This window comes from Bradyrhizobium liaoningense (assembly GCF_018130825.1).
In the GTDB taxonomy this organism is placed as follows: Bacteria; Pseudomonadota; Alphaproteobacteria; order Rhizobiales; family Xanthobacteraceae; genus Bradyrhizobium; species Bradyrhizobium liaoningense_B.
The window spans coordinates 890502-904684 of sequence record NZ_JAFCJS010000003.1 but is presented as its reverse complement, the minus strand read 5'-3'; the positions used below and the strand labels follow the sequence as shown (position 1 = coordinate 904684).

At 65.9% G+C, this 14183-nt stretch carries 13 protein-coding genes; 8 read left to right on the top strand and 5 right to left on the bottom strand.

From position 1 onward, the window contains the following. Positions 1-12: 12 nt before the first annotated feature. Positions 13-1635, bottom strand: a complete 1623-nt coding sequence (locus JQ603_RS17770) for a DHA2 family efflux MFS transporter permease subunit (protein ID WP_212341299.1) — start codon at positions 1633-1635, stop codon at positions 13-15. Beyond that, the gene (locus JQ603_RS17765; RefSeq protein ID WP_212341298.1) at positions 1577-2827 is read right to left on the bottom strand and encodes an HlyD family secretion protein; all 1251 of its coding nucleotides are present in this window, start codon (positions 2825-2827) and stop codon (positions 1577-1579) included. The genes JQ603_RS17770 and JQ603_RS17765 overlap by 59 nt, the downstream gene beginning before the upstream one ends. 90 nt (positions 2828-2917) lie before the next feature. Here JQ603_RS17765 and JQ603_RS17760 point away from each other — a divergent pair, with 90 nt between their 5' ends. The 7 genes from JQ603_RS17760 to JQ603_RS17730 all read left to right on the top strand — a co-directional run bounded on the left by JQ603_RS17760 (position 2918) and on the right by JQ603_RS17730 (position 10614). Further along, a complete protein-coding gene (locus JQ603_RS17760) occupies positions 2918-3580 on the top strand; it encodes a TetR/AcrR family transcriptional regulator (RefSeq protein WP_212341297.1) in 663 nt (220 codons plus the stop codon). Positions 3581-3627: 47 nt separating this feature from the next. After that, positions 3628-4077, top strand: coding sequence for a MarR family winged helix-turn-helix transcriptional regulator (locus JQ603_RS17755; protein ID WP_212341294.1), 450 nt, complete (start codon positions 3628-3630; stop codon positions 4075-4077). 10 nt (positions 4078-4087) lie between these two features. Further along, complete coding sequence (locus JQ603_RS17750; protein WP_212341292.1) at positions 4088-4858, top strand: enoyl-CoA hydratase; 771 nt, start codon at positions 4088-4090, stop codon at positions 4856-4858. Between the two features lie 120 nt (positions 4859-4978). Next, on the top strand, positions 4979-7060 hold the full coding sequence (locus tag JQ603_RS17745) for a methyl-accepting chemotaxis protein (RefSeq protein ID WP_212341291.1): 2082 nt from the start codon (positions 4979-4981) through the stop codon (positions 7058-7060). A 123-nt stretch (positions 7061-7183) separates the two neighbouring features. Further along, positions 7184-8122 (top strand): dihydrodipicolinate synthase family protein, encoded by a 939-nt coding sequence (locus tag JQ603_RS17740; RefSeq protein WP_212341290.1) that lies wholly within the window; start codon positions 7184-7186, stop codon positions 8120-8122. 414 nt (positions 8123-8536) lie between these two features. Then, on the top strand, positions 8537-9937 hold the full coding sequence (locus tag JQ603_RS17735; protein ID WP_212341289.1) for a selenium-binding family protein: 1401 nt from the start codon (positions 8537-8539) through the stop codon (positions 9935-9937). Between the two features lie 83 nt (positions 9938-10020). Beyond that, the gene (locus JQ603_RS17730; RefSeq protein WP_212341548.1) at positions 10021-10614 is read left to right on the top strand and encodes a hypothetical protein; all 594 of its coding nucleotides are present in this window, start codon (positions 10021-10023) and stop codon (positions 10612-10614) included. Positions 10615-10617: 3 nt separating this feature from the next. On the opposite strand, the gene JQ603_RS17725 is transcribed toward JQ603_RS17730, so the two are convergent. From JQ603_RS17725 to JQ603_RS17715, 3 genes are read right to left on the bottom strand one after another with little or no spacing between them, the layout of a single operon-like run. Continuing rightward, a complete protein-coding gene (locus tag JQ603_RS17725) occupies positions 10618-11316 on the bottom strand; it encodes a DUF1045 domain-containing protein (protein WP_212341288.1) in 699 nt (232 codons plus the stop codon). Between the two features lie 18 nt (positions 11317-11334). Then, positions 11335-12528, bottom strand: coding sequence for an alpha-D-ribose 1-methylphosphonate 5-triphosphate diphosphatase (locus JQ603_RS17720; protein WP_212341287.1), 1194 nt, complete (start codon positions 12526-12528; stop codon positions 11335-11337). After that, complete coding sequence (locus JQ603_RS17715; protein WP_212341286.1) at positions 12525-13187, bottom strand: chloramphenicol acetyltransferase; 663 nt, start codon at positions 13185-13187, stop codon at positions 12525-12527. The genes JQ603_RS17720 and JQ603_RS17715 overlap by 4 nt, the downstream gene beginning before the upstream one ends. A gap of 174 nt (positions 13188-13361) precedes the next feature. On the opposite strand from JQ603_RS17715, the gene phnC reads away from it, so the two are divergent. After that, positions 13362-14171 (top strand): phosphonate ABC transporter ATP-binding protein, encoded by an 810-nt coding sequence (gene phnC / locus JQ603_RS17710; protein ID WP_212341284.1) that lies wholly within the window; start codon positions 13362-13364, stop codon positions 14169-14171. Positions 14172-14183: the final 12 nt, after the last annotated feature.

The following is a 14183-nucleotide window of genomic DNA, read 5'->3' as shown; positions in this document are numbered from 1 at the left end:
GAAGAAGCGCGCCTAGTGCGCACCACCTCCGCCCGCCGCCTTCACCCGCCGCGTCAGCAGCACGGCGATCGCGGCGAGCACCAGCACCACGCCGATCACGGCGAAGGTGTCGGAATAGCCCATCACCAGCGCCTGGCGCTTCACCGTCTTGCCGAGCGCGATGATGGCCTGCTCGCGCGCGGCGTTGGGGTCGGGCACGCCGTGGGCCATGAAATAGTCCGTCATCTGGGCGATGCGGCTGCGGACCTCCTCACGGCCGAGGGTGACGGAATGGCCGATGATGTTGGAGTGGAACTGCTCGCGCTTGGTGACGATGGTGGCGAGCACCGCGGTGCCGATGGCGCCGCCGAGATTGCGCATCATGTTGGAGATGCCGGAGGCTGCCGCCGCATCCTGCGGTGCGACGCTGCCGAGGCTGAGTGCCGAGAGCGGCGCGAGCGTCAGGGCCTGGCCGACTGCGCGCACGATGTTGGGCATCAGGAACTGATCGCCGGAATAGTCGAGCGACATCTGGATATTCATGAAGGAGCTCGCGGCGAACAGGAGCAGGCCGACGGTTGCGACATAGCGGCCGTCGAACCGCTGCATCAGCTTCGGCACCAGCGGAATCAGCAAAAGCTGCGGCAGCCCGGTCCAGGCCAGCACGTTGCCGATCTGCTCGGCATTGTAGCCCTGCACCTGGCCGAGATAGGCGGGCAGGAGATAGACCGAGCCGAACAGCGCGAAGCCGAGGAAGACCGCCGCGATCGTGCCGATGCCGAAATTCCATTGCGTCAACAGGCGCAGGCGCAGCAGCGGCTTCTCCGCCACGAGCTCGTTGGCGATGAACAGCGACAGGCTGACCGCGGCGATGACCGCGAGGCGAACGATGAAGGGCGAGCCGAACCAGTCGTCCTTGTTGCCTTCCTCCAGCACGGCTTGCAGCGAGGCGAGGCCGACGGCCATGGTCGCGATGCCGAACCAGTCACCCTCGCGCAGCAAAGCGAGGTTCATCGGTTGGCGCTCCAGCGTGAAGAACAGCGTGGTCACCATCACCGCGGTCGGCAGCACGTTGACGAAGAAGATGGTCTGCCAGCCGTAATTCTCGGTGAGATAGCCGCCGATGGTCGGCCCGATCGCCGGCGCGAACGTCACGGCGAGCGAGAACATGGCAAGGCCGATCGGCTGCTGGCCCTTCGGCAGCCTGGTGAAGACCAGCGTGAAAGCCATCGGGATCAGCACGCCGCCGAAGAAGCCCTGCAAGCCGCGCATCGCGATCATCGACGGCAGGTCGTGAGTGAAGGCGCAGGCGACCGAGAAGGCCGCGAACAGGCTCGCGAAGCTCAGGATGATGTTGCGGAACGAGAACACCCGCGACAGATAGTCGGTCAGCGGAATCACGATGATCTCGCCGATCAGGTAGGACGTCGAGATCCAGGAGCCGTTGTCGGCGCCGGTGCCGATGCCGCCTTCTATGTTGAGCAGCGAGGCGTTGGTGATCTGGATGTTCAGGATCGCCATGAAGGCGCCGATCATCGCCGCGAACACGGCGATCCAGATCGTGGCGCTGGCCCGATTGGGGTCGGCAGCGATGCGCTCAGGCGTCGCGGCCGGTATTGCGGGTGCTGGCGTCGATATTGAGAGGCTGTTTGACATGGCACGACCCTCCGGAAACGGGTTTTGCTTTGGGCGTCGCTGCGGCCTGGGCGGTCGGCGCTGAGCGTGTTGCGATCGTCGGGATCACGGACATGCCGGGCCGCAGCGCGATCGCAGGCGCGGTCTCGGCGTCCAGCGCGATCTTCACGGGAATCCGCTGCACGATCTTGGTGAAATTGCCGGTGGCGTTGTCGGGCGGCAGCAGCGCGAATTCCTGGCCGCTGGCCGGCGCGATGGAATCGACGTGACCGTGCACGAGCTGGCCCGGGAACGTGTCGATCTCGATCTCGACGCTCTGTCCGGCACGGACATGGGTGAGCTGGGTCTCCTTGAAATTGGCGACCACGTAGGCACCCTGAGCCGGCACGATCGCCATCAACTGCGTGCCCGCCTGCACGTACTGGCCGACGCGCAAGGTGCGGTTGCCGACGACGCCGTCGATCGGCGAGACGATCGTGGTGTAGCCGAGATTGAGCTCCGCCTGCTGCTGGACCGCGGCTGCGCGCGCGGCGGCGGCCCTGGCTTGCACGATCTCGGCCCTGAGGAGATCGACCTGCTTCTGTGCGGAGATGAGGTTGGCGTTGTCGCGCGCGATCGCGGCGTCGGCGCCGGCATCACGCGCCTGCGCCTGTTGCGCGTTCTGCACGCTGCCATAGCCGGTCCTGGCGAGATCGGTGTAGCGCTTGTTCTCCTGCTGCGCGAAGGTCTTCGCGGCGGTGTCGACATCGATGGTGGCTTTCGCCGCGGCGATCACCGCCTCCTGAACCTCGAGCTGGGCTTGCTTGCTCGTCACCGTCGCGTTCGCGGCGGCGACGTCGGCCTTGGCCTGGTCGAGCGCGACGCGGAAGTCGCGGTCGTCGATCCGCGCCAGCATCTGGCCGGCCTTCACATGCTCGTTATCGGCGACCAGGACGCGGTCGAGATAGCCGCTGACCTTCGGCGCGATGGTGGTGTTGTCGGCCTTCACATAGGCGTCATCGGTGGAGACGAGGAAGCGGCCGACGGTCCAGTAATCGTAGCCGTACCAGCTCGCGCCGGCGAGCGCGAGGGCGGCGACGCCCGCCAGCAACAGCTTGCGAAGGTTCAGCTTTCGGCGCGGGGCGGGGACCGGCGCGGCGGGCAGGATGCCTTCGGGCGCGCTCGTCGGCACCGCTATGGTTTCACTCTTGGGCGGGTTGGTGTGCACGGTCATGGCCGGCTCCCTGAATTAGGAAACTTGACGATTTCCAAAATAGGACTAGCTTGGGGAGAGTCAATGGAATGACAGGCATCATCTAAAAACATGGCTCAGGCAAAACCGTCATCAGAAGGCCGCCCGCGCGGGCGGCCGCCGGTGCGCAGCGACGACGAGACGAAGCGGATCGTCATCGAGGCGGCGCGGCACGCCTTCGCCGTCGATGGCTACGCAGCAACCAGCACCGAAGAGCTGGCGCGCGGCGCCGGCATCTCAACCAAGACTCTCTATCGGCTGTTTCCGGGCAAGGCGGCACTGTTCGAAGCGATGTGCGCGGACCGGCTCGACCGGTTGCTCTCCGACGTCAATCTTCAGGCCAACAATCAGGCCGACATCGAAACGAGCCTGGCTGCCGTGCTTGTCGCCTGTGCCGATCTCGCGCTCGATCCAGAGGTCGTGGCGTTGCAGCGTATGGTGCTGCAGCAGTCGGCCACGTTTCCCGATCTTGCCGCGAACTTTTACAGGGATGGCATCTCGCGTACCGCGGCGGCGCTCGCGGGCTGGCTCCGCGATCAAGTCAAGAAGAAGCGCATCGCACTCGATAACGTCGATGAAGCCGCCGGGATGATGATCGGCATGATGGTGTCAGCGCCGCAGCGCGCGGCGATCTACGCCAGCGTGACACTGCCCTCGCGCAAGGAGATCGAGAGGCGGGCGAAAGTATGCGCCGCAATTCTGCTCGACGGCTGTCGCGGGCCGTTGGGCAGTTAGCTTCGGCAGGTTTTGACAATCGGCCGGCGTCCGGCTATATGTTTCGCATGCGAAATAAATCGCCCGAGGCGAGGCACCATCGGCTGATCTACCTGCTGAACGTCGCGCAACGCCGGTTGCAACGCTGGATGGCAGCGCAGCCCTCGAGCGAGGTGACGCCGGCGCAGGCGGGGCTATTGTTCATCCTCGGCAAGCAGGACGGCATCCTCATGGGCGAGGCCGGCGCGGCGCTCGACATGGGGCCGGCCGGCATTTCCGGGCTGGTCGATCGCAGCGCCGCGGCGAGGCTGGTCGAGCGCCGGACCGACCGCGAGGACGGGCGCGCTTTTCGCGTCTGGCTGACGCCGAAGGGACGGACCGTGCTGACGCAGGCGAAGACCGATGCGGCCAGGATCAACGCGGCGCTGACGGACGGATTTACAGCTGCGGAGATCGGCATCGTCGCGCGCTGGCTGACCAGCGTTCAGGACAAGTTTCCAAGAGACCAAGAGGAATAAGGAGAGTGCAATGACCGAGCATGTCCGGATCGAGAACAACGGCGGAATTCTCACCCTCACGCTGTCGCGTCCCGACAAGAAGAACGCGCTGACCGATGCGATGTACGGCACGCTCGCCGACACCATCGAATCCGCCGAGTTCGATCCGTCCGCGCGCGTGATCCTGATCCGCGGTGAGGGTGACATGTTCACCGCCGGCAACGACGTCGGCGAATTCGCGGCCGTCGCATCCGGCAAGTCGGAAGGCAGCCGCAACGTCATCCGCTTCATCCAGTCGCTGGCGCGCTGCACCCGGCCGCTGGTCGCCGCCGTGCAGGGCCGCGCCGTCGGCGTCGGCACCACGATGCTGCTGCATTGCGACCTCGTGGTGCTCGCCGACAACGCGCAATTGTCGACGCCCTTCGTCAGTCTCGCGCTGGTGCCGGAAGCCGCCTCCAGCCTGCTGATGCCTGCGCGCATCGGCTATGCACGCGCCTATGAGATGTTCGCGCTCGGCGAGACCGTGCCGGCCAAGGCCGCGCTGGAATGGGGGCTCGCCAACCGCGTCGTGCCGCTCGACAGGCTCGATGCGGAGGCGCTGGCACTGGCGCAGCGGCTCGCCCGCCAGCCCGCCGGCGCGCTCACCGCCACCAAGAAGCTGATGCGCAACGGCGAAGCGCTGGTCGCGCAGATGCAGGCCGAAGGCGAGCAGTTTGCGCTGCGCCTGCGTACCGCCGAGGCGCGCGAGGCGTTCACGGCGTTCGCCGAGCGCCGTCCGCCGGACTTCACGAAAGTCGCATGACGAGCCCCCGGCCTGGCGCGGGGGCGGCAGGCCGGAAAGCCGGCATTTGACTACAACCTTAACGAAACATTGGCATTCGCGATGCAAGGTGGCCGCTATTGAAGAATAGGCCCCTGGCTCATGGCAATTTTTAAGAAATCGGTAAGCACGCTGCTCCTGGTGCTGATGGCGCTCTTGGCTGCCGGTGCGCTGACCAGCACCGCGATCCAGATGGTCGGCGCTTTCGGCCGCTACAGCGACAGCCTGGAGACGGCCCGCCTTGCCGCCGCCGACAAGGCGATCTTCCATGGCGTGCTCGCATTGCGCAACAATCGCGGCGATGCCCAGAGCGCCATCCTTGGCGAGGACGATCCCAAGGCAAAACTCGCCGAGGCCGAGAAGGCCGAGCAGGCCGGCTATGACGGCATCAGCGCCGCGCTTGCGACCGTCGATTTCGCGCGCCGCGATGAGCTTGCCAGCACGCTGAAGCAGCGCTGGAACGACGCCGCGCCACAGTTCCAGCTGTTCTACGACGAAGCCAAGCGTCCGCGCGCCGAGCGCAAGATCGAGCGGACCAATTCCTGGTACGATGCGGTCACCAAGGTCATCGACGCCGCGAACCTCGCCTCCACCGCGGTGTCGAACCGCGCCTGGATGAACGATCCCTACATCGCCCGCATGATCCAGGTCCGCCGCTTCGCCTGGCAGGTGCGCGACCGCTATGGAATTCACTGCTCGTCGCTTCGCTCCAACGTCAACAGCAGCAAGCCGCTCGACGACGCCCAGAAGCGGTCGGTGGCGCAATGGGATGGCACGATCACCTCCGGCTGGGCAGGCATGGCCGAGTTGCTCGCTGCGCCCGATGTCACGGCGGAGCTGGTGACGGCAGCATCGGACGCGAAGGCCAAGACCGATGGTGTGCTCAAGCAGATCGGTGAGCTCACCAGGAATTTCGACGGCAGCGGCAAGCCCGCGATGCCTGCCTCGGAATGGAATGCGCTGTGCCAGTCTCCGTTCGCCTCCATCGTCGCCATCGCGAACAAGGCCCTGGACCAGTCGATCGCGCGCGCGGAGACGATCCAGGCCAAGGCCCTCACCAATCTCGTGGTGCAATCGCTCGCGTTCCTGCTGGCGCTCGTGGTGACCCTGGCCGGCGTCTATGTGGTGCGCAGCCGCCTGATGCGGCCGGTGCGTGCCATCCTCGATGCCATCGCACGGATCGGTGCGCGCGACTATGCGACGCCGGTTCCGCAATCCCGCTATCCCGACGAGTTCGGCACCATGGCGGCCGCGCTCGAAAGCCTGCGCGAAAGCGCGGCGACCGCCGAGCGTCTCGGCCAGGAACGCGAATCGCAGCAGACGCTGCAACTCGCCCGCTCCGGCTCGGTGGATGCAGCGTGCCGCAGCTTCGACGACACCGTGCAGGCCGTCATTCACAGCGTTGCGGCCTCGGCCAAGGAGCTTGATACGACGGCAACCGGCGTGCGCTCGCTGGTTGCGGAATCGAGCAGCCAGACCGCGGCGGTGTCCTCCGCCGCCGAGCAGGCCACCAACAATCTCGAGACCATCGCCGCCGCGACCGAGGAGCTCTCGGCGTCCGTCGGCGAGATTTCCGCGCAGGTACAGTCGAGCGCGCGCGAGGCCCGCGAGGCCGTGGCGCAGGCCGAGCAGACCAATGCGACGGTCGAGATCCTCGACCAGACCGCGAGCCGCATCAGCGAAGTCGTGAAGATGATCCACGCCATCGCCGGCCAGACCAACCTGTTGGCCCTGAACGCCACCATCGAGGCCGCGCGCGCGGGCGAGGCCGGCCGCGGCTTCGCCGTGGTTGCCGGCGAGGTCAAGAGCCTCGCCGCGCAGACGGCGACGGCGACCGAAGAGATCTCCCGCCAGGTCGAGGAGATCCAGGGCGCGACCGGCCAAGCGGTGACCGCGATCCGCTCGATCGGCGGCGCCATCAGCGGCATCGACGAGAAGATGACGGCGATCGCCGCCGCCGTCGAGCAGCAGCGCGCGGCCACCACCGAGATCTCGCGCAACTTCCAGCAGGCCGCGCAAGGCACCCGCGAGGTCACCGACACCATCGGCAGTGTCGCCAGGCTCAACCAGGAGACCGGCAACGCCGGCACGGTGCTGTCGGAATCCGTGAAGAAGATGTCGGCCGATGCCGATCGTCTCCGCGTCGCGGTCGAAGGCTTCCTCGGCGCGGTGAAGACCGCGTAACTTCGTTCATCCTCCATCCTGACGTCGCGCGGGCATTGCCGCCGGTCCGCGCGGCGGGTACATCTGTGCCGCCGCGCCCGTATGCGGCGACAGACGCAAGACACATCAGGGATGGAGAGTTCGATGCCGGTCAACCCACACAAGGCCCAGCGCCCCTATCGCGGCGTGTTCCCGGTCGCGCCCACCATCTTCGACGAGCGCGGCGAGCTCGACCTCGAGGGCCAGCGTCGCTGCATCGACTTCATGATCGACGCCGGCTCGAACGGCCTCTGCATCCTCGCCAACTTCTCCGAGCAGTTCGTGCTCACCGATGCCGAGCGCGAAACCGTGATGCATGCGGTGCTGGAACAAGTTGCGGGCCGGGTTCCCGTCATCGTCACCACCACCCATTTCAGCTCCGCCGTCTGCGCCGCGCGCAGCAAGCAGGCCGAAGCCGCCGGCGCCGCCATGGTGATGGTGATGCCGCCCTATCATGGCGCGACCTTCCGCGTCCCGGAGAAGGGCATCGTCGAGTTCTTCAAGGTGCTCTCGGGCGCGATCAACATTCCCATCATGATCCAGGATGCGCCGGTCGCCGGCACGCCGCTGTCGGTCGAGCTGCTGGCGCGGCTGTCGCGCGAATTCTCCAACATCCGCTACTTCAAGATCGAGGTTCCCGGCGCCGCTTCAAAGCTCCGCAGCCTGATCGAAGCGGGTGGCAAGGACATCGAGGGCCCCTGGGACGGCGAGGAGGCGATCACGCTGCTGGCCGATCTCGACGCCGGCGCCACCGGCGCCATGACCGGCGGCGGCTATCCCGACGGCATCCGCCAGATCATCGATCCCTATTTCGCCGGCAAGCGCGAGGAGGCGAAGGCGGCCTATGAGCGCTGGCTGCCGCTGATCAACTACGAGAACCGCCAATGCGGCCTGATCGCCTGCAAGGTGATGATGCAGGCCGGCGGCGTGATCAAGTCGGACGCGGTGCGGCATCCGCTGCAGCCGTTGCATCCGGCGACACGCGCCGGGCTGTTGGAGCTCGCCAAGGAGCGCGATGCACTGGCGTTGAGGTGGGGGAAGTAGAGCCACATACCCCGCAGCCGTAGGGTGGGCAAAGCGAAGCGTGCCCACCACCTGTTGTCATCGCGAAAAGTGGTGGGCACAGCGCTCCGCGCCTTTGCCCACCCTACGAATGCTGAATGCGATGCCCCGCCTCGGCTAATGCGCTACTGCCGTCCCGTCCCCCTGTGAGCAATTGCGCACCAGGCCGGGACGACACTGTGGAGGAGGTGCGCGCTCGCCTCATCTCATCAGCCCATATCGGCTGAAGGCGTCGAATTAGCGCGGCCCGGGCCGTTTCCCGCAGCTCCGCGATGGCATATTGTACGCTTGCCGACCAGGCCCACGGAGCATTTCAAGACATCGCGTAACACCTCTTCATTATGCCGTTATCCCGAGCCAGGTTGGCGCGAACCGACAGAACAGGGAGGCAGTGCCATGACGATGAGGCCGGATCCCACCTTTCACGCATCGCCCAAGCTTGCGATGGAAGCACCTGCGGAGAACTTCGCCTACACGTTGCTGCTCAGTCCGGATTTCTCGAAGCCGGATGCTCTCGCGGTCATCGACGTCAAGCCGGGATCGCCGACCTATAGCCAGATCGTTCACACCGTGACGATGCCCAACAAGGGCGACGAGTTTCATCATTTCGGCTGGAATGCCTGCTCCTCCGCCCTGTCGCCGCTCGCCGGACACGCCTTCATCGAGCGGCGCTATCTCATCATCCCCGGGCTGCGCTCGTCGCGGATCTACATCATCGATACCAAGCCGGATCCGACCAAGGCCAAGATCCACAAGATCATCGAACCGGAGGAGGTCTTCAAGAAGACCGGTTACTCGCGGCCGCATACCATCCATTGTGGGCCGGACGGCATCTATGTGAGCACGCTGGGCGGCGCCGGCAAGGACGGCACCAATGGACCTCCGGGCGTCTTCATCATGGATTGCGAGACGTTCGAGGTCCTTGGACGATGGGAGATCGACCGTGGCCCGCAGACACTGCATTATGATTTCTGGTGGAATCTGCCGCGCGACTACATGGTGACCAGCGAATGGGCGTTGCCGCCGCAGTTCGAGAACGGGATCGTCCCGGAAGATCTGCTGTCGAACAAATATGGCCATCGTCTCCACTTCTGGGACCTTCGCGCCCGTCGCAACGTCCAGACCATCGACCTCGGCGCCAATCATCAGATGGCGCTGGAGGTACGGCCGGCGCACGATCCGGTTCGCGAGTACGGCTTCGTCGGCGTCGTGGTCGACACCACCAACCTCGAAGCATCGATCTGGACCTGGTGGCGCGAGGGTGGAAAATTCCATGCCGAGAAGACGGCGACGATCCCTCCCGAACCCGCGCCCAAGGAGAAGCTGCCGCCGCTGCTGCAGGGATTTGGCGCCGTGCCGCCGCTGGTGACGGACATCGACCTGTCGATGGATGACCGGTTTCTCTATGTCTCGTGCTGGGGCACGGGTGAAATGCGCCAGTACGACGTCAGTGATCCCAGAAAGCCTAAGCTTGCGGGCTCCGTCCATATCGGCGGCATCGCGCGCCGCACGCCCCATCCGAACGGCAAGGCCTTTGCGGCGGGTCCGCAGATGGTCGAGATCAGCCGCGACGGCAGGCGCGTGTACTGGACCAATTCGCTCTATTCCACCTGGGACGACCAGTTCTATCCCGACGGGGTTCCGGGCGTGGAAGTCATGGCCAATGTCGGTCGCAACGGCGGCCTCGAGCTCGACAAGAACTATTTCGTGAGCTTCCCCGACGGATATCGTGCGCACCAGATCAGGCTCGAGGGCGGCGACTGTTCGACGGACTCCTTTTGCTACCCGTCGGTCTAGATGGGACGCATGCGAGCCCGGCGCTTGGCTGGCTCTGGCTCGCGCTTGTTGCGAGCGGTCTCTATCACGGCGTCAATCCGGGAATGGGATGGCCGCTCGCCGTTTCCGCCGGGCTTCTGGACAAGAGCCCGCACGCGCTCTTCCGCGCGTTGTGGGCTCTGGCGGCCGGGCATCTCCTGGCAACGCTTCTCGTGCTGCTGCCATTCGCTTTCCTGCTCGTGCTGGCCGAGTGGCAGCGTCCGATCCAGATCGTCGCGAGCCTTCTCGTCATCGGCTTTGGTGTCTATCGGCTGATCGACCGGCGCCATCCGCGCGCGCTGGCGCGAATTCCGCCGACGCAATTGGCGCTCTGGTCGTTTGCCGTCGCCATTGCTCACGGCGCCGCCCTGATGCTCGTGCCGATCTATCTCGGGCTCTGCCAGGCCTTCGAGCTCGATGCCGGCCATCAGGCCGCGGGCGCGCTGATGAAGGCAAGTCTTGGGATGGCGGTGCTGGTGGCCCTGGTGCACGTGACCGCCATGGTCGGCGCCGGCGGGGGTCTGGCGTGGCTGGTTTACCGCCATCTGGGATTGAAGTTCGTCTCGCGAAGCTGGTTCAATCTCGATGCAGTCTGGGCGGCCAGCCTCGTTCTGGTCGGTGCGGTGGCGCTCGCCTTCAATCTTGCGAGCTGGCGCTGAAATCTACCGCGCCAAAGCCCACTCGCCGATGCTGCGAAAGCGCGCCCTGGCATCATCCTGCCTGAACAGCGCGATGCGGTCGACCGTCAGCGCATCGAGCTGAAGCCCCGCAAACCGCTCTCGCAGCATCTGCAGAATCGGCCCGCGCCGCTCCACTTCCAATCGCCCTGTCAGCGTCATGTGGAAGCGGAATTCTTCCATCACGTAAGGATAGCCCCAGCGGTCGAGATAGTCGCGCTGTCGCTCGCTCAGCTTCTCCGGCTTGCGCCGCGCGCGGTCTTCCGCCGTGAGCGGCGCACGGAAGGCGTCGAAATCGCGGACGCTATCGGCGGCGAGCTGTTGCAGCGCTTCGATCGGCTCGGCCGGAATGACGGCGATGAAGCCGCTGATGGCATCGACGACGGGGCGGATCACCGGAACGGGCCGCGCCTTGCCGGCGAAGGCCGCGCAGGCGGCCATCAGCTCGGCTTCGGTCTTGCCAGACGCCAGCGCCATCGGTGCCTTCAGCGTGGCGTGAAAGCCGTATTTGCGGGGATCGGCGCTGACCTCGCGCCAGTCCGACGCAATTTGCAGCGCCTCTCGCGGAAACGGCAACTCGTCGCCGGTATAGGCGTCGTAGCCGAGCAGCGCGGCGCCGAAGCGGGAGAGGGCGCTGTCGGCGCCTGCGGCAAAATAGATCGCGTAGCGGGGAAAACCTGTCATCGCCTCAGCATAACCAATTTAGGCCGCAGCGACAGCCTCGCGCGGCGCAGCCATTGCTGCGAGCAGCCGCGTCGCATCGGTGAGATGCACGAGCTTTCCGCCCGAGATCACCGCGATGATTCGCGGCCGCAACGGCACGCTGTCGTCGACCAGCAGAATGTCGGCGCGGCGTCCTTGCGCGAGTTGGCCGCGATCGGAGAGGCCGGTCGCGCGTGCGGGGCCGGCCGAGACCAGATCCCAGGCCTTGGTCAGCGGCAGCACGCCGTCGGCGGCGAGGCGGAATGCGGCGAGCAGCTGTGCGGGATAGTAGTAATCCGACGCCAGCACCGAGCAGAGCCCTTTTGCGATCATGTCGGACGCCCTGGTCCAGCCGGTGTGGCTGCCGCCGCGCACGACGTTCGGCGCGCCGTAGACGATGGCGTCGCCATGGCTTGCCGCGGCGCGCGCCGTTTCCTCGTTGATCGGAAACTCCGCGATGTCAGCGCCGAGCTCGCGAAACTCCTGGCGCATCGCCGGCGTCGCATCGTCATGCGAGAGCATGCGCACTTCGGCTCCGCGGGCTGCGGCGGCGAGCCTCGAAACCGAAGCCGGCACCTCGGCGGCCCGTGCGACCACGCGCTCGACCAGCCGGTCGAACGTCTCGCTCGATAGTCCCGTGCGTTCCACCATGCGGTTGCGCTTGCGCGGATTGGAGATGTCGGCCACGACGCCGTCCATGTGGTCGTTGAAGGCGAACAGGTCGACGCGGCCTTCGCCGAGCCATTGTGCGATCTCTGCCTCCGCGTCGAGATTGTAGGTCTCGTGGCGCAGATGGAAGCGGGTGTCGGCGGTGAATTGCGGGCGCTGCCGCTCGATCGCCTCCATCAGGCCGCGTGCGTTGTCGGCGCTGCGCAGGCCCGGCTCCCACGAGCAGGTCGTGGCGTGAAACACGGTGGTGATGCCGTTGGCGATCGCCTGACGGTCGCTGTCGGCGAGCGCGACGTCGATCGGGAAGTCGACGCCGGCGCGCGGCATCATCTGCCGCTCGAAGGCATCGCCGTGCAGGTCGACGATGCCGGGCAGCACCAGGAGATCGCGCGCATCGATCGCGAGCCGCGCGCAGCCGCGGGAGGCGTCAACCTCGGCAATATCGATACCAGAGACAACAAGCGAAGTTTCGACGATCTCGGTGCCGATCAGGGCCCGGCCGCCTTCAAGGAAAATGTCTGTCACGCGATTGCGCTTTTCTTGCTGCTGCGAGGGGAGCCTGCCCGTGCTTCATACGTGGCGAGGAAATCTTCAATCCCGAGCTTGCGGAAATGGGGCAGGGCTTCACGCAATTTGTCGTGATCCCAGTCCCACCAGGCGAGCATTGCAAGCCGTCCCGCGATCTCCTCCGAGAACCGCCGCCGCACGATCCGCGCCGGATTGCCGGCGACGATGGTGTAGGCCGGCACGTCCTTGGTGACGATGGCGCCGGCCGCGATCACCGCGCCAGTGCCGATGTTGCGGCCCGGCAGCACCATCGCACCATGGCCGATCCAGACATCGTGGCCGATATGAACATGATGCCGGCGCCGCCAGTCGAAGAACTCGGCGTCGTCGCTCTCGCCTGGGAAGTAGGCGTTCGAGCGATAGGTGAAATGCGCCTGCGTCGCGCGGTGCATCGGGTGATTGCCGGGGTTGATGCGCGTCATCGCCGCGATCGAGCAGAACTTTCCGATCGTGGTGTAGGTGATCTGCGAATCGTTCACGACATAGGAGTAATCGCCCATCGTGACCTCGTGCAGGATGGTGCGCGCGCCGACCTCGGTGTAGGCACCGAGCCTCGTCTCATGGAGCTTCGAGGAAGCGTCGATGGTCGGTTGGACCGAAAGCACCTTGCCGGCCATGTTGCGTCCGAACGTTCGAGGGCGGGCAATCCTCTTCGAGCGGCTCGATGACAATGTCATGACGCGGCGATGACAGGGGATGAGGTGTGTAGGATCGCCGCACCGCAATGCGCATGTCACACAAGTGTTAAGCGCCGGCGTTAGCGGTGGGTCCCAGCTACTCTGGAGCCCTGCATGCTGGTGGTTGAAGGTCTGACGTGCCGCTTTGGCGCAAAAGCCGCGGTGGACGACGCTTCGTTTCAAATCTCCCCCGGCGGATTCGTCGGTGTGATCGGACGATCCGGTGCCGGCAAGTCGACGCTGCTCCGGACCATCAACCGCCTGGTGACGCCGACTGAGGGACGCATCCTGTTCGACGGCACCGACGTCACCGCGCTGCGCGGCAAGGAATTGCGGCAGTGGCGCGCCCGCTCGGCGATGATCTTCCAGCAGTTCAATCTGGTCGGCCGGCTCGACGTTCTCACTAACGTCCTGATGGGGCGCCTTGCCACCATGCCGGCCTGGCGCTCGCTGTCGCAGATATGGCCAGAGCAGGACAAGGCGCTGGCAATGTCCGCGCTCGAGCAGTTCGACATTGCCGCGCTCGCTGCCCAGCGCGCCGACCAGCTCTCCGGCGGCCAGCAGCAGCGCGTCGCGATCGCCCGCGCGCTGGTGCAGCAGCCCGACATCATCCTCGCCGACGAGCCGATCGCCTCGCTCGACCCGCGCAACACCAAGATCGTGATGGATGCGCTTTTGCGCATCAACAAGCACTTCGGCATCACCGTGCTCTGCAACCTGCACTCGCTCGATCTCGCCCGCAGCTATTGCGACCGCCTGATCGGCATGGCCGCCGGCCGGGTGGTGTTCGACGGCGCACCGTCCGCACTGACCGATCATGTCGCGCGTGAGCTCTACGACCTCGAAGCCGCCGACGTCATGGGTGGCGTGCCTGTCTCGGCGCCCGAGGGCGTGCCGGCGCTCGGAACCGCCGCGGCCGCCTGAGCCGCGTCGCAC